The following is a 22,221-nucleotide window of genomic DNA, read 5'->3' as shown; positions in this document are numbered from 1 at the left end:
ATGCGCGATATCAAACCGATCAATATGCTGTCCGTGGTGATCCCTGTCTATAACGAGCAGGAGAGTTTGCCGGAGCTGCTGCAGCGCACCAGCGCCGCCTGCGACGCCATCAACCTTGAATATGAAATTCTGCTGGTGGATGACGGCAGCGGTGACCGCTCTGCCGAACTGATTGAACAGGCCGCCACCGTTCCCGGCAGCCGGATAACCGGCGTGCTGCTCAACCGCAACTACGGTCAGCACTCTGCCATCATGGCCGGGTTCAGCCAGGTCCGTGGCGATCTGATTATTACCCTTGATGCCGATCTGCAGAACCCGCCGGAAGAGATCCCGCGGCTGGTCGAGGCTGCGCGTCAGGGGTATGACGTGGTGGGCACTGTCCGGCAGCAGCGCCAGGACACCTGGTTCCGTCGCAAGGCTTCGCGCACGCTCAACCACCTGATTCAGCGGGTCACCGGCAAAGCAATGGGGGATTATGGCTGCATGCTGCGCGCCTACCGCCGCCACATCGTCGAGGCGATGCTCAACTGCCACGAACGCAGCACCTTTATTCCGATTCTGGCCAATACCTTTGCCCGTCACACCATCGAGCTGCCGGTGATCCACGCCGAACGCGCTTTTGGCGATTCGAAATACAGCTTTATGCGCCTGATCAACCTGATGTACGACCTGGTGACCTGCCTGACCACTACGCCACTGCGACTGCTTAGCGTGGTCGGCAGCCTGATTGCGCTCTCCGGCTTTGCTTTCTCACTGGTGCTAATCGTATTGCGACTCTTTTTTGGTGCGGCCTGGGCGGGTGACGGCGTCTTCGTGTTGTTCGCCGTGCTGTTCATGTTTATCGGCGCCCAGTTTGTAGGTATGGGACTGCTCGGGGAGTACATCGGGCGCATTTATAACGACGTTCGCGCGCGTCCGCGCTATTTCGTTCAACGCATTGTTCAGGCTCCTGAAGAGCCTTCAGTACAGGATACTCAATCATGAAGACCGTTGTTTTCGCCTATCACGACATGGGCTGTGTCGGCATCAATGCCCTGCTGAATGCAGGCTATGAGATCACCGCCATTTTCACGCACAACGACGTGGCGACCGAAAATAACTTTTTCGGCTCGGTAGCCCGCCTGGCGGCAGAGCACGGTATTCCGGTTTATGCACCGGACGAGGCGAATCATCCGATCTGGCTTGACCGCATCCGTACCATGGCACCAGAAATGATCTTCTCCTTCTACTATCGCCATCTGCTGAGCGATGAGATCCTGCAATGCGCTCAGAAGGGGGCCTTTAACCTGCATGGCTCCCTGCTGCCTAAATACCGCGGCCGGGCACCGCTGAACTGGGCGCTGGTCAATGGCGAGCGAGAAACCGGCGTCACGCTGCATCGCATGGTGAAGCGCGCTGATGCCGGTAATATTCTGGCGCAGCAGAAAGTGGCCATTGACGATCAGGACAATGCGCTGACGCTGCATCGCAAGCTGACCCAGGCCGCAGAGCAGTTGCTGAGCGACGTATTGCCTCGCCTGCGTCAGGGTGAGGTCAGTGAGTGGCCACAGGATGAGAGCCAGGCAACCCGCGTGGGCGGTCGCACGGCCGAAGATGGCCGCATTGACTGGAATCAGCCTGCTGCGACGATTCACAATCTGGTCAGAGCGGTCACCGATCCCTGGCCTGGCGCATTCGCCTTTGCCGGTTCGGTTAAATTTATCGTCTGGAAGAGCCGGGTTCATCCGCAGCAGCAGCAGGCGAAATCGGGTACGGTCATCTCTAAACAGCCGTTCCTGATCGCCTGCGGCGAAGGCGCACTGGAAATCCAGACCGGACAGTCTGAGCATGGCGTTTACATGAACGGCAGTCAGCTGGCGCAGAGCCTGGGCATGGTGCCTGGCGCATTGCTCTATTCAAAGCCGCAGTCGGTGCTGCAGCGCCGTACCCGCGTGCTGATCCTGGGTGTTAACGGCTTTATCGGTAACCATCTCACCGAGCGGTTGCTACAGGATGAACATTTCGAAGTCTACGGCCTGGATATCAGTTCAGACGCTATCAGCCGCTTCCTGGAGCATCCGCGCTTCCATTTTGTCGAAGGGGATATCGCGATCCACTCTGAATGGATTGAGTATCACATCAAAAAATGTGACGTCATTCTGCCGCTGGTGGCGATTGCGACGCCGATTGAGTACACCCGCAACCCACTGCGCGTGTTTGAACTCGATTTCGAAGAGAACCTGAAAATCATTCGCGACTGCGTGAAGTATCAGAAGCGCATCATTTTCCCGTCTACCTCTGAGGTCTACGGCATGTGTACCGATGCCAGCTTCGATGAGGATACCTCTAATCTGGTGGTCGGGCCGATCAACAAACAGCGCTGGATCTACTCCGTATCGAAACAGCTGCTGGACCGCGTGATCTGGGCATATGGCGAAAAAGAGGGGCTGCGTTTTACCCTGTTCCGTCCTTTCAACTGGATGGGACCGCGTCTGGATAACCTCAATGCGGCACGCATCGGCAGCTCCCGTGCGATCACTCAGCTGATCCTTAACCTGGTAGAAGGTTCGCCGATTAAGCTGATCGACGGCGGCAAACAGAAGCGCTGCTTTACCGATATTCAGGATGGCGTGGAAGCGCTGTTCCGCATCATCGAAAACAAGCAGCAGAATTGTGATGGTCAGATCATCAATATCGGTAACCCGGACAACGAAGCCAGTATCAAAGAGCTGGCCGAGCAGCTGCTGGAAAGCTTCGAACGCCATCCGCTGCGCAGCCAGTTTCCGCCGTTTGCCGGTTTCCGGGAAGTGGAGAGCAGCAGCTACTATGGAAAAGGCTATCAGGATGTGGAGCACCGCAAACCCGCTATCCGCAATGCGCGTCGTTTGCTGGGCTGGACGCCGACCGTCACGATGGATGTCACTATCGACAACACGCTCGACTTCTTCCTGCGCACCGTCGAGCAACAGGCTGATAAGTGATGAAGAAGATCGGTCTGCGGATTGACGTAGATACCTGGCGCGGCACGAAGCAGGGGGTGCCGGCGCTGCTTGAGCTGTTTCGGCGTCATGCGGTGCGGGGCAGCTTTTTCTTCAGCGTGGGACCGGACAACATGGGCCGCCATCTCTGGCGGCTGGTGAAACCGGCATTTCTCATGAAGATGCTGCGCTCACGCGCCGCATCGCTCTATGGCTGGGACATTCTGCTCGCCGGCACGGCCTGGCCGGGAAAGCTGATGGGACGCGGCCTGCGGCAAATCATGCAGGGCGCCACACGTCAGCATGAAGTTGGTCTGCACGCCTGGGACCACTTTGCCTGGCAAACCTGGGCAGGCGTCTGGCCGCAGGATAAGCTGGTTGAGCAGATAGCCCGTGGCACCGAAACGCTGAGTGAAATCCTCGGTCACCCTGTCAGCTGCTCGGCCGTTGCAGGCTGGCGCGCCGATGGCCGGGTGATCGCCGCCAAGCAGGACTTCGGCTTTCACTACAACAGCGACTGTCGCGGCAGCGGCCCGTTCCGGCCCCTGCTGCCAGATGGGCAGATCGGCACGGTGCAGATCCCGGTAACGCTGCCCACATGGGATGAAGTGGTTGGCCGCGAGGTCAGCGCAGAAGGGTATAACGACTACATTCTGGCGAAGATGCTCGCGTCTGATGAGGGCGCGGTTTACACCATACATGCCGAAGTCGAGGGGATCATCGGCTACCCGGACTTTGACCGGCTGCTGGATGCTGCAGAACGTAACGGCATCCAGTTCTGTCCATTAGGCGAGCTGTTGCCCGACGATCTCAGTACGCTACCGGTGGGCAGGGTCGTCAGAGGCGAAATCCCCGGACGGGAAGGGTGGCTGGGTTGCCAGCAACTGACTGAAGAGGCGAACTAGTGCGGATACGTAACAACACGATGTGGGTGCTTTTTTTCAGCTTCTTTATTCTCTATTACCTTATTCCACCAGTGTTCCGCGATCTCTGGCAACCGGATGAGACCCGCTATGCGGAGATCAGCCGGGAGATGCTGGCGACCGGTAACTGGATCACACCGCACTTCTTTGGCCTGCGCTATTTTGAAAAACCAATTGCGGGTTACTGGATTAACTCGCTGGGTCAGTGGCTGTTTGGCCACAACAATTTTGGCGTGCGGGCGGGTTCGATATTCTCCACGGCGATCACCGCTGCGCTGATCTTCTGGCTTGGCCGCCGGCTGTTTGGTTCGGCGCGCACCGCCGCGGTCGGCACCCTGATTTTCCTCAGTTCGCTGCTGGTCTATGGCGTGGGTACCTATGCGGTGCTCGATCCTATGCTGATGCTCTGGCTGGCGGCGGCGATGTGCAGCTTCTGGCTGGCAACAGAGGCTACCGGACGAACTGGCCGTGTGGGCGGTTATCTGCTGCTGGGTCTCGCCTGCGGCATGGGATTTATGACCAAAGGCTTTCTGGCACTGGCGGTTCCGGTGCTGGCGATTCTGCCGTGGGCGATCTGGCGCAAGAGACTTCCGGAGCTGCTCTGCTTCGGGCCGCTGGCGGTACTTTCAGCCGCAGCGATCAGCGTGCCCTGGGCGCTGGCGATCTATCATCAGGCTCCCGATTTCTGGCACTACTTCTTCTGGGTTGAGCATATCCAGCGCTTTGCTGAAGAGAATGCACAGCACAAGGCGCCTTTCTGGTATTACCTGCCGGTTCTGCTGCTGGGCACACTGCCGTGGCTGGCGCTGTTACCGGGCGCGTTAATGACCGGCTGGCGCGAGCGTCAGCAGCATCCGGGCGCGCTTTATCTGCTGAGCTGGACGGTTATGCCGCTGCTGTTTTTCAGCCTGGCAAAGGGCAAGCTGCCGACTTATATCTTGCCCTGTTTTGTGCCGCTGTCGCTGCTGATGGCGCATTATGGGCTGAACGCCGCGCAGCGGGCCGGGCGCGCATTAACCGTTAATGGCTGGCTTAACCTGATTTTCGGCATTCTCACCCTGGCAACGGTGCTGCTGGTGCTGGCGCCCTGGAGCGTGACGCATCATCCGCTGTTCGCCACACACGAGATGCTGAAACTGGCGCTGGGGGCACTGGCGTTTCTCATCTGGGGGCTGGTGGGCGCATACAGCAGCCGATCTTCACAGCGCCGCTGGCTGGCGGCCGCGCTTTGCCCGCTGGGCGTCGCACTGCTTATTGGCGCTGCTATCCCGGACAAAATCCGCGACGCTAAACAGCCGCAGCACTTTGTTGCCACGATCAGCGCGCGTCTGGCCTCCAGTCGCTTTATCCTGGCGGACAATCCCGGCGTGGCTTCTGCCGTCGCCTGGCATCTGCAGCGCAGCGATATTGGCTTCTACGACACCAAAGGCGAGCTGGAATATGGGCTGAGCTACCCCGATGCGCAGTCCCGTTTTGTCTCTCAGGCCGACTTCGGCGGCTGGCTTGCCGATCATCGCCGCACGGGAAGCGTGTCGCTGCTGTTGCTGGTCGACTCGGTTCACAGCGATATCGGAGAGGATGTGCCGGTGCCTGATGCGGTCTATCGTCAGGGCAGGCTGGTCTGCCTCTACTACGGTCAGATGAAGTGATGCTGCTGCTGATTGTGCTGGTGAGTCTGCTCAGCTGCAGTGCGCAGCTTTGCCAGAAACAGGCGACTCATGCGGCATCGCGCCGGATTCGCCTGAGCTGGATTGGGGTGAGCGTGCTGCTGTTAGGCGTTGCGATGCTCCTCTGGCTGCTGGTACTGCAGCGGGTACCCGTCAGTCAGGCCTATCCCATGCTGAGCCTGAACTTCATTTTCGTTGCGCTGGCCGGCCGCATCCTCTGGCATGAGCGGTTAACGCTGCGCCAGATTGCCGGCACGCTGCTGGTGGTGACGGGTGTGGCGTTGATGGCGAGTCAGCTATGAAAGGGTATGGATGGGTCGCATGCAGCGTGCTGCTGGTTTCAGCGTCACAGCTGATGATGCGCTGGGCGATGCCGCGGCTGCCCGATGCCAGCAGCATCATGTCGCTGCCTGCAGTTGCGATACTCCCTGCCTTGCTGTTGGTGGCCGGGCTGGGCGCGTATGGTGTCTCGATGCTTTGCTGGATACGGGCGCTGCACTATTTTCCGCTGAATCGGGTCTATCCGTTGCTCAGCCTGAGTTACGTGCTGGTCTGGCTGGTGGCGGTCTGCGTGCCGGTATTTCATGAGGCGTTCAGCTGGCATAGCCTGGCGGGCGTGGCGATTATTGTTATCGGGCTGCTGTGCATCGTAGTTAAGCCCTAAACAACATTGTTAGCGTTTCCGCATCATAAGTCCTGTTTATTACCCTTTTCGGATAGAAATTAATGCTGTCACGATAGCTATATTAGCGTTTTAGTGTTAAATATCCTTTTTATTATTGTTTTCGGGCAACGGATAAAGGATTCACTATGCTGGTCGGCTTCAGCGCACTGCGCGAACGTTATGCTATCAGACTGGCGCAGCCATTACGCGTTAAGTCAGCTATCGGAACGGTACGCTCTCATCATGAGAGTCAGGGGCAGGTGGAAAATCATTATCCCCCTGGCTATCAGCCGGAAGATGATTTTGCCGGTCACTTTGCCTTTGGTCTCAAATACGAAGAGATTCACCTGGAGTTTTTTGCCCGCCTGTTTACCGCTGTCGGCCCGGAACCTCTGGAGGCGTGGTGCCGTCAGGAGCCGTTCGGACAGTATGCGCGGCGGGCTGGCTTTTTCTATGAATGGCTGACCGGCAACACGCTGCAGGTACCGGATGTCACCAATGGAGGCTATATTGAGGCCATTTCATCCAAAGCCTGTCTGACCCGAACAACAGTAAAGCGCGTCAGACGCTGGCGCATCAATGATAACCTGCCGGGATCGGTGGATTTCTGCCCTCTGGTGCGCAGAACCGCGGCCGTTGAGCAGGCGCTTACGTTCGATCTCCATGATGCCTTAAACGATCTGGATAACGCCTTTGGTGCAGACATTCTGATGCGCACTGCCAGCTGGCTGACATTTAAAGAGTCGCGCGCCAGTTTTCTGATTGAGAAAGAGTCGGATCAGGGCGACCGCATTCAGCGTTTTGCTCACGTGATTGCGCAGTATTGCGGACAGCTTGACGATCCGCTCAGTGATAGCAGCCTGCATACCATACAGCAGGGTATTCTTGGCCAGGACGCACTGGGACTGGGCCTGCGCCGCTCACCCGTGTTTGTTGGGCAGTCGACAATGCGTGAAGATATCGTCCACTATATTGCGCCACACTATGATGATGTTCCCCGCTTCATGCAGGGCCTCAAAGCCTTTGACCTGGCGACACAGGGTGCCGCGCCACTGGCCCGTGCCGCGGTTATTGCGTTTGGCTTCGTCTATATCCACCCGATGCGTGATGGCAATGGCCGCATCCATCGATTTTTAATCAATGACACGCTGATTCGTGACGGGGCGATACCGGATGGCGTCATCCTGCCGGTCTCAGCCACCATTACCAGTTCGATGGATTTTCGGGTTGGTTATGACCGCACGCTGGATGTGTTCTCGAAACGGCTGATGCGGCGCTATGCAGGCTGCTATCGGTTTGGCGAACTGAAAACCTATGAAGATGGCACGCTGAGCAACTTCAGTTTCAGCGACTATGAGGATGCCCGTTTCGCCTGGCGCTATCCCGACTTAACCGAGCATGTGCTCTATACCTGCAAAGTTATAGAGCACACCGTCCGAAAAGAGATGGCTGATGAAGCGCGCGTACTGGTGATATTTCAGCGTGCACAGCAGCGCCTGAAGGAAGTCATTGAAATGCCCGATCAGGACGCGAGTCGCATTATTCGTTCGCTGAAGGAAAATGGCTGGCAGATTTCCGGCAAGCTTAAAAAAACGTTCCCGTTGCTGGACGATGCGACGCTGTCCGGGCGTATCGTGGAAGCGGTCAGATCGGCGTTTGAAACTCAGACAGACTGAATGCCTGGGTTTCACCGGCAATCACTGCGCACTATGCTCAGCCGAGCGGCTTAAGCTGTGCGGCCAGCGCCTGGATATCACTGACGATCAAATCAGGTGCAGGTGCCAGCGGATAAGGTAGCTGTCCCTGACGGCTGACAAAGGCAGTTTTCATGCCTGCCTGTTTTGCTCCGCCAACATCCCAGCCATGCGCGGCCACCATCATGCACTCTGAGGCGGGCTTGCCCATCTCTTTCATTGCCCACTGATAGACTCTGAGATCGGGCTTATAGACCTGCACCTGTTCCACGCTAAGGATGCGGGTGAACAGCGGTGCCAGCCCGGCTGAACTGAGCTGTTTTTCTGCCAGCGCGGCAGAGGAGTTGGTCAGCGCAACCAGCGTAAATCCCTGCTGCTTCAGGGCAGCCAGTCCTGCGGCAACGTCCGGATGGGCGGGCATGGCGGCAATAATGTCAGCCAGCGGCGTCGCGTCAGCTGGCAGAGTGACGCCGTAACGCGCAGCGGTCATTTTCAGTACCGCTTCGGCAATATCACCAAAGCTGTGCCAGCTGCCGGTAACTGACTCGACCAGTGAATGATGCAACAGCGAGGTAAACCAGGCCTCGGCGCGCTCCGGCCGGTTGCCGAGGCGCTGAGCAACAACCTGATTGAGTTCGGTGGTGTCCAGAAGGGTTTCATTGACATCGAAAAACAGGGTGCCGCTACAGGGTTCGGGGTTATGAATGCGGGTCATGGGGGCCTCCGGCTGATGTATTGGGTGTGATTGTGAGGCTTTGTCAGACGCTGTCTGAAGGTAGGACACTGAGGAGGTTTACTCAAGATTTGGGGGCAGCGATAGGTTGAAGGTAGATTGGCAAAACCAGATATAACTTAAGCCTGGAGGTATGGCGCACAATACTAATTATGTTAAATATCAATTAGATACATCAAAGGTGGACTATTTTTCTCAATTCTCAGCTAAACAGCATCTGGATATATCCCATTATAACGTCTGCTCCTTCCCTCCCTGGTGTATGGTTTACACACGAAGAGAATGGTTTATTACCTCTGGAACGGTAAAATCAACAGGGAGAGTAAAAATGGATGCTGCGTTACTTTCAATGATGCGTTCAGGTGGCCGTAACCGGGCATGGGCCGAAACGATGGTCAATATGGAAGCGAGAAAGCTGATAGAAGCCGCTAACGTGATTTCAGGCTTTCATCTGCGCGACAGCCTCACCCGACTTCAGTTCGTTCAGGAAATCAGGGACGTTGTAGAGAAACAATTTGCCGCAGCACGTCAGGCCAGGACCGATGAAGACTGTATAGCTTGTATAAAAAAACTTCGGGAAGAGACTGAGAACCTTCGTGAGCAGGATCGCTTGCTACGGATGCAGACCGCAAAGCTCATCGCTAAAGTGGATTTTATCCGAGAAAATAACAAAATTGTAGGGTATGTCATCTCTGCCGTACATATCGTTTTGTCCGGGGTTGCCATGTTCGGCGGGATGATCATGATCTCTTCCATGACTCCCATCGGTATGCTGGCCGGTGCCACACTGTTCATTGACGGCGTAAATGGCATATCGAAGGAAGTCAGTCATCTCCGTTACGGCACAGAGTCACACTCTGAAGGAATTTTTGCAGACGGGGCAATGGAAGCTGCGCAGTTCATGGGATTCAGCCCGAACACAGGACTGGCGTTCTACAATGCGGCAACACTGAGCGCCAGCGTTTACAGTGTTTTTGGTCTGGCAAGAAAACCCGGCGCGTGGCGTCTGTTCCGGTGGCTTCCCCGTGACTACTACCGGAAAGTTGACACCATGAGCAGACCAAAATTAACGATGAAAATCGTGGATTATGGCGTCAAAGCGAAAGTGATTTTTGACCTTCTCACGACCGACCAACGTAGCCGTTAATCTCTGTTTGCTCTCTGGTACCGCCAGGACTTATAAGACAACACTGGCGGTTGAACAAAAATGGCAACCGCACAACCGCAGAGAAGCGCAATCCCCCCGGAAAAAACCGTTTCGCTGGAGCCAACAAATAGTAGAAAAATAAATACAGCGAGACAGCACAGCACCACGGTCAGCGCTATTCTGAAGCGTCTGGACAGATCCTGAATGGCATCTCCCAGGGTGCCGCCATAGCTGGCAAGGTTATTATTAACTTTTCGTAGGTCTGCGGGGCTGAAGCCCGAGCGCAGCAGGGCTTCTTCACTTACTCTCATTGCCTTTCGTCCTTAAAATGCTCCTGGAAACACAACAGATATAGCAGAAAGCGGTCTAGTTATCGACCCCCGTCAGTTTACCCCACAACACCCGGCAGACAGAATTCCCGATGGGAAAGCGTCATCGTCTCCGCGAAAACCGCCATTAAGACCGGGATGTTGCTGGAGTAATAAGACCTGTTAACCAGTCATGGCGTACTGACAGAAGCCGGTTTATCCGGAATGGAAAGCGCCAATTCAGTTAAGAAAAAGCTGCTGGGTATGACTTGCTCGACACCCGGTAGCTTAGCCAGGGTCTTGTCATACGATATAACGCACCAAACCACAGACAGGCAGCATTAGTTCTCACTCTCACCTCCGCCTGAATGTGGCTTATACGCAATGCCTCACGACTCAGGGTTTCAGGATAACCTTTGTCCAGCCATTATCCCGGTCGTCAAAATGCTTATAGCCTTCGGGAGCGTCTGCCAGTGCAAGACGATGCGAAATGATCTGCGCCGGATTAGCTCTGCCCTGATGGATAAGCCTTGCGAGCTGGCGGTTGTAGGCTTTCACGTTACACTGGCCGGTCTTCATTGACTGACCTTTAAACCAGAACGTACCAAAATCGAACGGCACTTTGCCCTCTTTAGCCAGTTCGGTTGCCCCGCCCGGATCCTGAGGAACAAAAACGCCTACCGTACCAATACCGCCCGTGGCTTTAGTTGATGCAACAAGGCTGTTCAGCGTGGCGGAGTTATCTTCGTGTCCATGTTTATTGCAGCACTGATAACCCACGCATTCGCAACCGCAATCCGTGCCGCGACCATCGGTGAGTTCGAGGATTTTATTGACCGCCTCATCGCCCACGCCATTAATCGCCACAGCGCCAAGCTGTTCGGCTAACGCCAGTCTGTCCGGATGGGTATCGACCACAAAGACCTGTGATGCGCCTTTAATCATGGCCGAGTGCGCAGCCATTAAGCCGACCGGGCCTGCGCCGTAAATGGCAACACTCTCGCCAGGGCGCAAGCCTGCCAGCTCAGTGGCATGCCAGCCGGTGGGGAAGATGTCGGACAGCATAACGTAGTCTTCCTCCTTTTCTGCCGCATCCGGCGGCAGTACCAGGCAGTTAAAGTCAGCAAAAGGAACACGAAGTAACTCCGCCTGTCCACCCTCCCATTCGCCCATCTCCGCAAAGCCATAGGCGGCACCGGCCGTACCCGGATTTGCCGTAAGACAGTAACCGGTTAACCCCTTCTCGCAGTTTTCACAGAAGCCGCAGCCGACATTAAAGGGCAGGCAGACATAATCACCGACTTTAATCCGATCTACACCGCTACCAATTTCAACAACCTGGCCCAGATTCTCATGGCCGAAGATGCGACCCTGCTCAAAGCTGGTTCGCCCTTCGTACATATGTAAGTCAGAACCGCAGATATTGGTGGTGGTAATACGGACAATCACATCGGTGGGACGAACGATTTTCGGATCCGGGACATCTTTGACTGAAACGTCAAAAGGTCCGTTATAGACAACTGCTTTCATAGTGTTTACCTCACAGGCATGATCAGTTTTGAGGGTGGCGACTGCGTGATGCATTGCCGTCACCACCTTCTTCGTGATGCTGCTTTTTCAGTCAAACGGCGTGACTGAAAGTGTAAGTGTAGAACAGCTTATGGCGCAGCCTGTCAAAAGAAATATCATGTAACTCTCTGAAATGTAAAACCGCTTCGCTAAAAAAACGTTCATCTCTCTCTGCCGTTCTGCTTATCCTCATCCTGCTGTAAAGTTCCGGGCTAATGCTGGAACAGGATTAGCGAGGCCGCCTGTTGCTATTTACCGGGCCTGATTATCATCAGATGTCAGGCGGCATTTATCCTGATAAACATCCGCCTGATGTTTGCCTACTTCTTATCCTGCGACCATGTCGCGCTGCGGATATCAACTTTCACCGGCAACAGACCAATCCGGGTAAAGGTATCTGCCAGCGCCTGCTGCTGGGTGAAGACTTCTGGCGTCATCCGCTCCGCGCCAAACGGCATCCTTGCCAGCGCGCGCTGCCAGATCGGCTGCGGCAGGCCGGTTGAGGTGGACATGATTTTTGCGGCTTCTTCCTGATTTTGATTAGCCCACTGACTCAGTGAACCCAGCTCATCCACCACCTCAGAAGCGATGTGTGGATAGCGCTCCGCGAACTTACGACTGGCAAGATAGAAGGTGTAGTGTGGCACCAGCCCTTCAGCATTTTTAATCAGCCGCGCGTGGGCATTAGTTTCCACTTCAGCGTAGTAGGGATCCCAGATGACCCAGGCATCCACCGCGCCGCGCTGGAAAGCGGCGCGCGCATCAGCAGGGGGCAGATAGACCGGCGTAATGTCTTTATAGGTCAGCCCTGCCTGCTCCAGCGCGGTGACCAGCAGATAGTTAACGTCAGAGCCTTTGTTCAGCGCCACACGTTTGCCTTTGAGATCCGCCACGCTTTTGATCGGGGAGTCAGCGGGCACCACAATCGCTTCGGTTTTTGGGTTAGCTGGCGAGTGTCCCAGATAAACCAGATCGGCCTGTGCGGCCTGGGCAAATGTCGGTGGCGCGTCGCCGGTAGCGGCCAGATCGATACTGCCGATGTTTAAGCCTTCCAGCATCTGCGGTCCGGCCGGGAACTCAATCCAGTGGACCGCAATACCCTGCTTTTTAAATTCCTGATCCAGTGTGCCGCGATACTTCAGCAGCGCAAAGATATTGGCTTTCTGAAAACCGATGTTCACTGTCTCGGGTTTCTCTGCTGCCTGAGTGCTGAACGCGAAACCCGCCTGGGCGGCAATAATCAAAGCGCTGAGTAAAACTTTTTTCATCTCTCGTTCCTGAGTCTGGTTGTTGTCTGCGCAACATAACAAACGCGGGTTGAAGCGCTTAGCGATGAAATGTTCGATGCTTAGCTAAAAAAACGCTATGGATGCCAGACCGACTCGCGTACGCGAATGGCGCGACTGAATAACCCCAGCGCATAGAAGCGGTCGGCGATAGTCTGCTGTTCCCGGATGATGGCCAGGTTCATTCTTTGGGTCTGATGGCTGCGCCGGGCTAAGGCGTGCATCAGTGAGGTTGCAGAGATGCCGAGTTCCGTTGAGAGCAGCCCGGCAGCTTCAGCACGATGCGCATCAATGTAGCGGCCGGTCTGCTCCAGTGCGCTAAGCAGAATCTGTAACAGATCGCCAGAGTGCGTCGAAAATCCGCGCTCAGCCAGGTAAAACTGATGGTTATTGACCCGGCCTGTGCCATCAGCAATCACCCTGAACTCTCCGCTGTTCTCCGCATCGCTGAGTAACGGATCCCACATCATCCAGGCATCCACCGCGTTGAGATCGCTGGGCGTCAGCGGATATTTAGGCGGGGCATAGACAATACGCACATCATCCGGCGCTAAACCCGCCTCATCCAGAATCTGCAGCAACAGATAGTGAACGTTGGAGCCGCGATTCACGGCAATACGTTTGCCTCTGAGATCGCCAATCTGCTTAACCGGGCTGCTGTTAGGCACCAGCAGCGCCACGCTTTGCGGGGCGGCAGGTTCCCAGGCAACATAGACCATGGGACTGTTGCTGGCCTGCGCAAACAAGGGGGGAACTTCACCGGTGGTCCCGAAATCGATCTCCTTATTGCTCAGTGCATGCAGAAGCTGCGGACCCGCAGGAAATTCACTCCACATGACGCTGACACCCTGCCCGGCCAGCTGCTGCTCCAGCGACTGGCGGGCTTTCAGAATGCCAAGGTTGCCAAATTTCTGATAACCAATACGCAGTTCCCGCTCCCGCTCAGGCTGCTGACCAGGAGACGCATCACGCTGACGCACTGAACCGCGGCGCGGTTTAATCACCCCCAGATGCCCCAGCTGCGTGCGCAATGTATGTCGGCTGATACCCAGCAGCGCGGCTGCCTGTAACTGATTACCCTGGGTGAGTTCCAGCGCATTTTTCACCAGCGCAGCAATTACCCGGGGATAGAGCGGTGTATCACTCTGCTGCATCTGCTGGCGTAAAAACTGATCCAGCGCCTCCTCTCCCTGCGGCAGGTCGCTCCCCGCAAGAGGGCTTAGCCGCAGCTGCTGCGGCGTGACCAGTGAGGTTTTGCTCAGCAGCACGGCGTTGTGCAGCGTGTTCTCCAGTTCACGGATGTTGCCCGGCCAGCTGTAGTTCATCAACACCGTCATGGCTTCATCACTGAGGCGAAGCTGAGGACGACCAAGACGGCGCGCATAGAGTTGCAGGAAGTGACTGGCCAGCACCGGGATATCTTCGCAGCGCTGGCGCAGCGGCGGCAGTGTGACGCTGGCCACATTCAGCCGGTAGTAGAGGTCTTCCCGGAATCGCCGTTCACGGATAGCCACCGCCAGATCCCGGTTGGTCGCGGCAATGACCCGCACATTGACTTTTACCGGCCTGGACGATCCGACGCGGGTAATTTCACGCTCCTGCAGCACGCGTAGCAGCTTCACCTGCAGCGACGGGCTTAGCTCACCAATCTCATCCAGCAGCAGCGTGCCGCCCTCAGCCGCCTCAAACCAGCCACGATGCCTGTCCTGTGCGCCGGTAAAGGCACCCTTCTCATGACCAAACAGCTCCGACTCCGCCAGGCTCTCGGTAAGTGCGCCGCAGTTAACCGCCAGAAAAGGCTGCCGGCTGCGGGCGCTATGGTGATGCAGATAGCGCGCCATCACCTCTTTGCCGGTGCCGGTTTCACCGATGATCAGTACCGTCGCATCGGTGGGCGCGAGCTGATCCAGCACGCTTTTAAAGGCGCGCGATGCGGGGTCAATTAACTCAGGGCTGGATATCTGCATCTCATTTACCGGATGAACGGGAAAACCATGACCATACCGCGCCGCTGACGCCGAAACGAGAGGCGGAACGAGTCAGATTGTTGCCAATGCAGCAGGATGCAACTATGCCTGTTGCGAATGCAGCAGATTAGCGTATGCCACAAAAACGATAAGTTATTGAATTTTGATAATAAAAATATTTCATCGCAGTGGCACGCATCCTGCTAAAGGCTATATAACCAAAGGGATTAATCCTATGTGATAAATTTTAATATCGTTATAAAGGAATCTGCTAATGAGTCATGCGACACAGGAAAACCTCAACCTCTTCTGGTTTCTGCCTACCCACGGCGACGGGCGCTATCTGGGTACCACCGAAGGCGGCAGAGCAGTCGATTTACCCTATTTACAGCAGGTTGCGCTGGCGGCAGATAATCTGGGCTACTACGGTGTGTTAATCCCGACCGGTAAAAGCTGCGAGGATTCATGGCTGGTCGCCTCGGCACTGGCACCGATCACCAAAAAGCTGCGCTATTTAGTGGCCGTGCGTCCCGGCCTGCAACCGCCCAGCCTGGCGGCGCGGATGGCGGCGACGCTGGACCGTCTCTCCGGCGGCCGGTTGCTGATCAACGTGGTCACGGGTGGTGATCCGGTAGAGAACAAAGGTGACGGCATCTTCCTGAGTCATGAAGAGCGCTATCAGGTGACCAAAGAATTTCTTGAGGTTTACTCCCGCCTGCTGAAAGGCGAGAAGGTAGACTTTGAAGGCGAACATATTCGCGTGGAAGGTGCCGAGATCCTCTTCCCGCCGGTTCAGGAAGACGGTCCGCCACTCTATTTCGGTGGCTCATCTGAGGCTGCTATCGACGTTGCGGCGAATCAGATCGACACCTATCTGACGTGGGGCGAGCCGGTTGAACAGGTCGCGGAGAAGCTGGCGGTGGTTCGTCAGCGAGCACAGGAGAATGGCCGCACGCTCTCTTATGGCATCCGCTTACATGTCATTGTACGTGAAACGGAAGAGGAAGCCTGGGCGGCGGCCGATCGGCTGATTTCTCATCTGGATGAAGAGACTATCGCCGCCGCGCAGAAAATCTTTGCCCGCATGGACTCCGCCGGTCAGGCGCGGATGAGTGCCCTGCATCAGGGGTCGCGTGAGAGCCTGCGCATCGGTCCCAATCTCTGGGCGGGCGTTGGCCTGGTGCGCGGCGGTGCAGGGACTGCGCTGGTCGGCAATCCGCAGCAGGTTGCCGATCGCATCCGGGAGTATCAGGCACTGGGCATTGAGAACTTTATCTTCTCCGGCTATCCGCATCTTGAAGAGGCACACCGCTTTGCGGAGCTGGTAATGCCGTTGTTGCCGCTGGCCGCCAACGCCGAAAAGAAACAGCGCAGCGTCAATACAGGTCCGTTTGGTGAAACCATCGGCGGCGACCGTCGCCCGGCTAAACAGGCCAGCGCCAGCTAGTCAGTTAACAGAAAAAGGCTCGCTTATGTCACAACAGCAGATTGTCATTATCGGCGGCGGGTTCACCGGCACTGCGCTGGCGATCCATCTGGCCCGCGCTGGCCAGGCGGGATTACAGGTGACGGTGATTGAACCTCGCGCACAGCTGGCGCAGGGCGTGGCATACGGCACCACCGATCCGGCCCACCGCATTAATGTGCCGGCCGGCAGAATGCAGCTCGCCGGTGATGAAGAGGGTGTTTTCGATCGCGACTATCGCGCCTCTGCCGACTTCAGGGCCGATCCGGAAGCGCTGTGGCATGACGGCAACGTCTACCCGCAACGCGGTGAGTTCGGACGCTGGGTCAATGCGCAGTTTGTTCATCAGCAGCAGCACTCACCGGTGAAACTGAGCCATCTGCGTGACAGTGCGGTTGCCTTTAAGAATGGCGTGGTGACCACGGCCTCCGGGCAGCAGATTCATGCCGATCAGGTGGTGCTGGCGATCAGCCATCCCCCGCCGGATCTGCCTGCTCTGCTGAGGCCGCTACAGGGCCATCCGGGTTTGATTGCCAATCCCTGGCAGCGCGACGCGCTGGCGCAGGTCGTCCCTGACGATCGGGTGGCGATTATCGGTTCAGGGCTGACCATGTCCGATATGGTGGCGTCGCTGCATCGTCAGCAGCACCGTGGAAAGATTACCGTCTTCTCACGTCGTGGCCAGCTGCCGCGTGCCAACCTGAGTAGCAACAATGAGACCTACGCTCTGGATTACAGTCAGCCGCAGTCCGCCACCGCGCGCGGCTGGCTACATCGGGTGCGTCAGGAGGTTAAACAGGCGGCAGCGCTGAATCTGCCCTGGCAGCTGGTGCTGGATGATATTCGCCGTAACGGTCAGCACATCTGGCAGAGTCTGTCGCTGCACGAGCAGCAGCGCTTTCTGCATCATCTGCGCCCCTGGTGGGATGTTCACCGCTACCGGATTGCGCCGCAGGTGAGTCAGATTCTCAGCCAGCAGCAGGCCAGCGGTCAGCTGACTCTGCTGGCGGCGCGCCTTATCGCCGCTGAATCGGATGGCGCAACGCTCCGGCTGACGCTGCGCCTGCGTGGTGGGCAATCACACATGCTGGAGGTGGAGAAAGTCATTGTCACCACCGGCCCTGCACACAACGCGCTGCTTAACAGCAATGCGCTGCTGCGTCAGCTCCATGGCGATGGCGTTATCCAGCCTGACCCGCTGGCACTGGGGATCCAGGTTAATGCGCTGTCTCAGACGCTGAATGTGAACGGTGAAGCGAATCCCGGACTGTATGTTGCCGGGCCTGCCGCACGGGGTCGCTTTGGCGAGCTGATGGGATTACCGCAGGTGGCGGAACATGCTGAGTCTGTTGCACGGCAACTGTTGAATGGCCTATCCCTGCCTGTCAGCGAGCGATGTCCCGGCTCACTCACTTACTGAATCTTCCTTATAAAACACATATTAAAAGGTGGGCGGCAAGCGATTGCCGTATCCGCTCAGGAGTCGCTATGTCATCGCAACGTGAAATTCGCCTGAATGCTTTCGATATGAACTGTGTTGGTCATCAGTCACCCGGCTTGTGGGCGCATCCGCGTGACCGCTCATGGCAGTATAAAGATCTGGCGTACTGGACCGATTTAGCGCGCCTGCTGGAGCGCGGTAAGTTTGATGGGCTGTTTATTGCTGATGTGCTGGGTGTCTATGACGTGCTCAACGGTAATAATCATGCTGCCATCCGTCAGGCTACACAGGTGCCGGTAAACGATCCGCTGGCGTTAGTCACGCCGATGGCCATGGTGACGGAACACCTGGGCTTTGGCCTGACCGCCTCGCTGTCGTTTGAACACCCCTACCCGTTTGCGCGGCGGATCTCGACCCTGGATCATCTGACCAAAGGCCGTATTGGCTGGAATATTGTCACCTCCTACCTGGAAAGTGGTGCACGCAATATCGGGCATCAGGCTCAGACCGATCACGATGCGCGCTACGACTACGCCGATGAGTATCTGCAGGTTATCTATAAGCTGCTGGAGGGAAGCTGGGAAGACGACGCTGTCCTGCGCGATCGTGAACGTCATATATTCAGCGACCCCAGTAAAATCCATCCGATTAACCATCAGGGAACGTTTTTCCAGGTGCCGGGTATTCATCTTTGCGAGCCGTCACCGCAGCGCACGCCGGTACTTTATCAGGCAGGTGCTTCCAGCCGCGGTAAAGCGTTTGCAGCGGAGCATGCTGAATGTGTATTTGTCGCGGCACCGTCGAAAGTACTGCTGAAGAAAACTGTGGCAGATATTCGCCGCAGGGCCGCTGAAGCAGGACGTGACCCGCGATCCATACTGATCTTCAATCTGCAGACGGTGATTGTGGGTGAAACCGACCTGGCGGCGCAGGCGAAATGGCAGGAGTACAAAAGCTATGTCAGTTACGAAGGCGCGCTGGCGCTCATCTCGGGCTGGACCGGTATCGATTTCGGGCAGTATCAGCCGGATCAGGTACTGAAGCATCTGCATACCAACGCCATTCAGTCGGCGGTCGAGACCTTCTCCACCGCCGATCCCACTCGTCAGTGGACGGTGCAGGGGCTGGCTGACTGGGTGGGCATTGGCGGTTTTGGCCCGTTGCTGGTGGGCAGCGCCGAAACCGTAGCGGATGAACTGCAGAGCTGGGTTGAAGAGACCGACGTTGACGGATTTAACCTCGCCTACGCTGTGACGCATGAAACCTTCACTGACGTGGTGGAACTGCTGGTGCCGGAACTGCAAAAGCGCGGCGTCTACAAGCAGAACTATCAGCCCGGCACGCTGCGTGAAAAGTTGTTCGGAAAGGGACCGCGGCTGGCGTTGCCACATCCGGGTGCCGGTTATCGCCGCCACGCTGACGCAGAAACGCAGATAGATAGCGCTGAAATATCAGGATGAAATCTGCCGATTAATAGTCTCAGTCATCGCTTTACAGATTTATTAACGACTAAAGAAGCGCGCCGGTTTCAGGCCAGGTAAAGAAAAATGCTTTAATTCGTACCGGATGAATCCTGCTATTCATCCGGCTTCTGTCGTGGTCATCTTTTAATGATTAACTTATTGAATATATTGAAATAGTTATCGTTATTTGTTGGTTGTTAACTATGCCTTAAATGCCTATAAAAACCTCGTTACCTGCTGAATATAATAACGAGGATATGATGAGTACATTAGAGATTGACAACACCCTGACCGCCCCGCCGCCCCACTCCACGCCGGTTCGTTCGGTGAGTGATGTGGCCCGGCTAATCAACAGTAATACGGAGAAAAACAGCTACGCGCGCTGGATTGTGTTCCTGGCGCTGGGCGGTGTATTTCTTGACGCCTACGATCTCACCACGCTCTCCTATGGTATTGACGATGTGGTGAAAGAGTTTGGCTTAACCCCGGTACTGACCGGACTGGTGACCTCTTCAATTATGATCGGCACCATCGTCGGCAATCTGGTCGGCGGCTGGCTCACCGATAAATATGGCCGCTACTCGGTGTTTATGGCGGACATGCTGTTCTTTGTGGTCTCTGCCATCGCGGCGGGTCTCGCACCCAACGTCTGGGTGTTGATTGGGGCGCGTTTTCTGATGGGCATCGGGGTCGGGATCGATCTGCCGGTTGCCATGGCCTACCTGGCGGAGTTCTCTAAATTCTCCGGCAAAGGCAATAAAGCGTCGCGCCTCGCGGCCTGGTGCCCGATGTGGTATGCCGCATCATCTGCCTGCTTCTTTATTATTTTTGCGCTCTATTTCCTGCTGCCAGCTGAACACATCGACTGGTTATGGCGCGCCTCGCTGCTGTTTGGCGCGGTACCGGCCCTGCTCATTATCGCGGTGCGCAGCAAGTTCATGAATGAGTCACCGCTGTGGGCAGCCAATCAGGGAGACCTGAGCGGTGCTGTTCGTATCCTGCGCGACTCCTACGGCATTATTGCGCATGAAGAGCAGCCTGAAAAAACCGAAACCGTGAAAGCGGCCCCGAAAGTGAGTTTCCGCGTGCTGTTTCAGAAGCCTTACCTCGAACGCACGATCGTCAGCGCAGTAATGAACGTCTGTATCGCATTTGAGTACACCGCCATTGCTTTCTTCCTGCCCTCTATCCTGGCGCAGTTCCTGGGCGCGGGCGTGTTTGAAACCATCTCCGCCTCACTGGGGCTGAACGCGCTGTTCGCCTTTACCGGCGGCCTGCTGGGGATGCGACTGGCATGGAAATTCCCTTCCAGGCATGTGGCGATTGCGGGTTTTGCCCTGCAATTTATCGCGCTGATCTCGCTGGCGCTGATCGGTCATCCACAGGCCACTGCCGGTGTGGTGTTTGCCGTGCTGATGCTGGGACTCTGGCTGTTTGCCGAAGGGTTCGGTCCCGGCGCGCAGTTGATGATCTATCCGGCGCTCTCCTATCCGACCCACATTCGCGCGACCGGTGTTGGCTTCAGTCGCTCGCTCTCTGGTATCGGCAGTGCACTGGCGCTATTTATCCTGCCCATTCTGCAGGCCCGTTATGGCACCAACATGTTCTGGATCGTCTCTCTCGCCGCCCTTATTCCGATTATTTTCCTGTTGATTATCCGGTTTGAACCGACCCGACAGGACATTGATGAACAACCCGCAACAGGAGAAGATCATGTCTGAATTAACCCGTACTGAATTTGCCGCGCTGACCGAACAGTTCCGGCCACTCTTTAACCGTATTGCTGAAGGCGCCGCCGCGCGTGAAATCGATCGCACTCTGCTGCATGAGCCGATCCGCTGGCTGAAAGAGGCGCGGTTTGGCACCCTGCGCATCCCCAAAGAAGAAGGTGGCTTCGGCGTCTCGCTGCCGCAGCTCTTTTCCCTGCTGACCGCGCTGGCCGAAGCGGATTCGAATCTGCCGCAGGCACTGCGCGCGCACTTTGCCTTTATCGAGGATCGCCTGAACCAGCCGGAGAGTGAGGATCGGCGGCGCTGGTTCCGCCGTTTTATGGATGGCGAGCTGGTGGGCAGTGGCTGGAGTGAAATCGGGGCGGTTAAGCTGGGTGAGGTCAACACCCAGGTCTCACCCGATGCGGGAGAATGGCGGATCAGCGGTGAGAAGTTTTATAGCACCGGCACGCTCTATGCGGACTGGATTGATGTCTATGCGCAGCGCACGGACAACGGCCGCGACGTCATCGCGCTGGTGAACACGTATCAGAATGAAGTGGAACGTGATGATGACTGGGATGGTTTCGGACAGAGGCTGACCGGCAGTGGCACCACACGCTTTCATCATGCCCGTGTGGAGCAGCCACACGTTTATGATTTCAGTGAGCGCTTTCGCTATCAGACCGCATTTTATCAGCATGTGTTATTAGCCACGCTGGCGGGTATAGGCCGGGCCGTAGTGCGTGATGCGTCACAGGGGGTCGTGCAGCGTAAACGGATTTACAGCCACGGCAATGCGCCCCAGGTTAAGCAGGATGTGCAGGTGCTGCAGGTGGTTGGTCAGATCAGCAGCTGGACCTGGGCCGTTGAAGCCGCCGTTGATCGGGCGACTCACTCACTGCAACGGGCATTTGAACTGCAACTGAGCGGTGCCAATGAAGCGGAGCTTCACGCGGCGAACGTTCAGGCCGAGGTGGAGTCCGCCCGGGCGCAGGTAGTCGCGGTGGAGTTAGTGACGCGTGCCGCCACGGAGTTCTTCAATGCGCTGGGCGCGTCCGATACCCGCGTCAGCAAGGCGCTGGACCGACACTGGCGCAACGCCCGCACGGTGTCATCACACAACCCAGTGATTTACAAAATCCGCAATGTGGGTGACTGGGAGGTAAACGGCAACGATCCGACGTTTATCTGGCAGATCGGCAACGGCGAAGCGTCATAATACAGT

Annotated in this window: 18 protein-coding genes; 13 read left to right on the top strand and 5 right to left on the bottom strand. The window is 56.5% G+C overall.

Going from position 1 to position 22,221, the window contains the following annotated elements; genetic code table 11:
* From arnC to IBT54_RS17265, 7 genes are all read left to right on the top strand, one after another.
* Positions 1 to 984 (top strand): undecaprenyl-phosphate 4-deoxy-4-formamido-L-arabinose transferase, encoded by a 984-nt coding sequence (gene arnC, locus IBT54_RS17295; RefSeq protein ID WP_201252552.1) that lies wholly within the window; start codon positions 1 to 3, stop codon positions 982 to 984.
* Positions 981 to 2,960, top strand: a complete 1,980-nt coding sequence (gene arnA / locus IBT54_RS17290; RefSeq protein ID WP_201252551.1) for a bifunctional UDP-4-amino-4-deoxy-L-arabinose formyltransferase/UDP-glucuronic acid oxidase ArnA — start codon at positions 981 to 983, stop codon at positions 2,958 to 2,960. Before arnC ends, arnA begins: the two co-directional genes overlap by 4 nt.
* Entirely contained in the window at positions 2,960 to 3,862 is a 903-nt protein-coding gene (gene arnD / locus IBT54_RS17285) for a 4-deoxy-4-formamido-L-arabinose-phosphoundecaprenol deformylase (RefSeq protein WP_201252550.1), read from the top strand. The genes arnA and arnD overlap by 1 nt, the downstream gene beginning before the upstream one ends.
* Positions 3,862 to 5,529 (top strand): lipid IV(A) 4-amino-4-deoxy-L-arabinosyltransferase, encoded by a 1,668-nt coding sequence (gene arnT / locus IBT54_RS17280; RefSeq protein WP_201252549.1) that lies wholly within the window; start codon positions 3,862 to 3,864, stop codon positions 5,527 to 5,529. The genes arnD and arnT overlap by 1 nt, the downstream gene beginning before the upstream one ends.
* A complete protein-coding gene (arnE, locus tag IBT54_RS17275) occupies positions 5,529 to 5,849 on the top strand; it encodes a 4-amino-4-deoxy-L-arabinose-phosphoundecaprenol flippase subunit ArnE (RefSeq protein WP_201252548.1) in 321 nt (106 codons plus the stop codon). Before arnT ends, arnE begins: the two co-directional genes overlap by 1 nt.
* Complete coding sequence (gene arnF, locus IBT54_RS17270) at positions 5,846 to 6,211, top strand: 4-amino-4-deoxy-L-arabinose-phosphoundecaprenol flippase subunit ArnF (RefSeq protein ID WP_201252547.1); 366 nt, start codon at positions 5,846 to 5,848, stop codon at positions 6,209 to 6,211. The genes arnE and arnF overlap by 4 nt, the downstream gene beginning before the upstream one ends.
* Before the next feature lie 146 nt (positions 6,212 to 6,357).
* Entirely contained in the window at positions 6,358 to 7,887 is a 1,530-nt protein-coding gene (locus IBT54_RS17265) for a Fic family protein (protein ID WP_201252546.1), read from the top strand.
* Between the two features lie 37 nt (positions 7,888 to 7,924).
* Here IBT54_RS17265 and IBT54_RS17260 read toward each other — a convergent pair whose 3' ends face one another.
* Entirely contained in the window at positions 7,925 to 8,620 is a 696-nt protein-coding gene (locus IBT54_RS17260) for a haloacid dehalogenase type II (RefSeq protein ID WP_201252545.1), read from the bottom strand.
* A 346-nt stretch (positions 8,621 to 8,966) separates the two neighbouring features.
* Between IBT54_RS17260 and IBT54_RS17255 the strand changes: the two genes are divergently transcribed.
* The gene (locus tag IBT54_RS17255) at positions 8,967 to 9,785 is read left to right on the top strand and encodes a DUF4225 domain-containing protein (RefSeq protein ID WP_201252556.1); all 819 of its coding nucleotides are present in this window, start codon (positions 8,967 to 8,969) and stop codon (positions 9,783 to 9,785) included.
* Here the strand turns inward: IBT54_RS17255 and IBT54_RS17250 are convergent.
* The 4 genes from IBT54_RS17250 to IBT54_RS17235 form a co-directional block, all read right to left on the bottom strand.
* Complete coding sequence (locus IBT54_RS17250; RefSeq protein ID WP_041456351.1) at positions 9,782 to 10,096, bottom strand: hypothetical protein; 315 nt, start codon at positions 10,094 to 10,096, stop codon at positions 9,782 to 9,784. The genes IBT54_RS17255 and IBT54_RS17250 overlap by 4 nt on opposite strands.
* Before the next feature lie 393 nt (positions 10,097 to 10,489).
* Positions 10,490 to 11,623, bottom strand: a complete 1,134-nt coding sequence (locus tag IBT54_RS17245) for a glutathione-independent formaldehyde dehydrogenase (RefSeq protein ID WP_013356554.1) — start codon at positions 11,621 to 11,623, stop codon at positions 10,490 to 10,492.
* A gap of 359 nt (positions 11,624 to 11,982) precedes the next feature.
* Positions 11,983 to 12,930, bottom strand: a complete 948-nt coding sequence (locus tag IBT54_RS17240; protein WP_033785269.1) for a sulfonate ABC transporter substrate-binding protein — start codon at positions 12,928 to 12,930, stop codon at positions 11,983 to 11,985.
* Between the two features lie 95 nt (positions 12,931 to 13,025).
* Positions 13,026 to 14,915, bottom strand: coding sequence for a sigma-54-dependent Fis family transcriptional regulator (locus IBT54_RS17235; RefSeq protein ID WP_201252544.1), 1,890 nt, complete (start codon positions 14,913 to 14,915; stop codon positions 13,026 to 13,028).
* A 274-nt stretch (positions 14,916 to 15,189) separates the two neighbouring features.
* Here IBT54_RS17235 and ssuD point away from each other — a divergent pair, with 274 nt between their 5' ends.
* From ssuD to IBT54_RS17210, 5 genes are all read left to right on the top strand, one after another.
* Entirely contained in the window at positions 15,190 to 16,362 is a 1,173-nt protein-coding gene (ssuD, locus tag IBT54_RS17230; protein ID WP_033785272.1) for an FMNH2-dependent alkanesulfonate monooxygenase, read from the top strand.
* 25 nt (positions 16,363 to 16,387) lie between these two features.
* Positions 16,388 to 17,800 carry an FAD/NAD(P)-binding protein gene (locus tag IBT54_RS17225; RefSeq protein WP_095708260.1) on the top strand — a complete coding sequence of 471 codons (1,413 nt, stop codon included), beginning with the start codon at positions 16,388 to 16,390 and terminating at the stop codon, positions 17,798 to 17,800.
* Between the two features lie 68 nt (positions 17,801 to 17,868).
* Positions 17,869 to 19,281, top strand: coding sequence for an LLM class flavin-dependent oxidoreductase (locus IBT54_RS17220; RefSeq protein ID WP_201252543.1), 1,413 nt, complete (start codon positions 17,869 to 17,871; stop codon positions 19,279 to 19,281).
* 263 nt (positions 19,282 to 19,544) lie between these two features.
* Positions 19,545 to 21,005 carry an MFS transporter gene (locus IBT54_RS17215; protein ID WP_147789929.1) on the top strand — a complete coding sequence of 487 codons (1,461 nt, stop codon included), beginning with the start codon at positions 19,545 to 19,547 and terminating at the stop codon, positions 21,003 to 21,005.
* Positions 20,998 to 22,215: a monooxygenase gene (locus IBT54_RS17210; protein ID WP_201252542.1), complete on the top strand. Its 1,218-nt coding sequence runs from the start codon at positions 20,998 to 21,000 to the stop codon at positions 22,213 to 22,215. The genes IBT54_RS17215 and IBT54_RS17210 overlap by 8 nt, the downstream gene beginning before the upstream one ends.
* Positions 22,216 to 22,221 lie beyond the last annotated feature (6 nt).

The sequence above is a fragment of the Pantoea sp. S62 genome (assembly GCF_016658625.1).
Classification (GTDB): domain Bacteria; phylum Pseudomonadota; class Gammaproteobacteria; order Enterobacterales; family Enterobacteriaceae; genus Pantoea; species Pantoea vagans.
The sequence above is the reverse complement of the archived record's forward strand: the minus strand, read 5'-3'. Positions and strand labels throughout refer to the sequence as shown.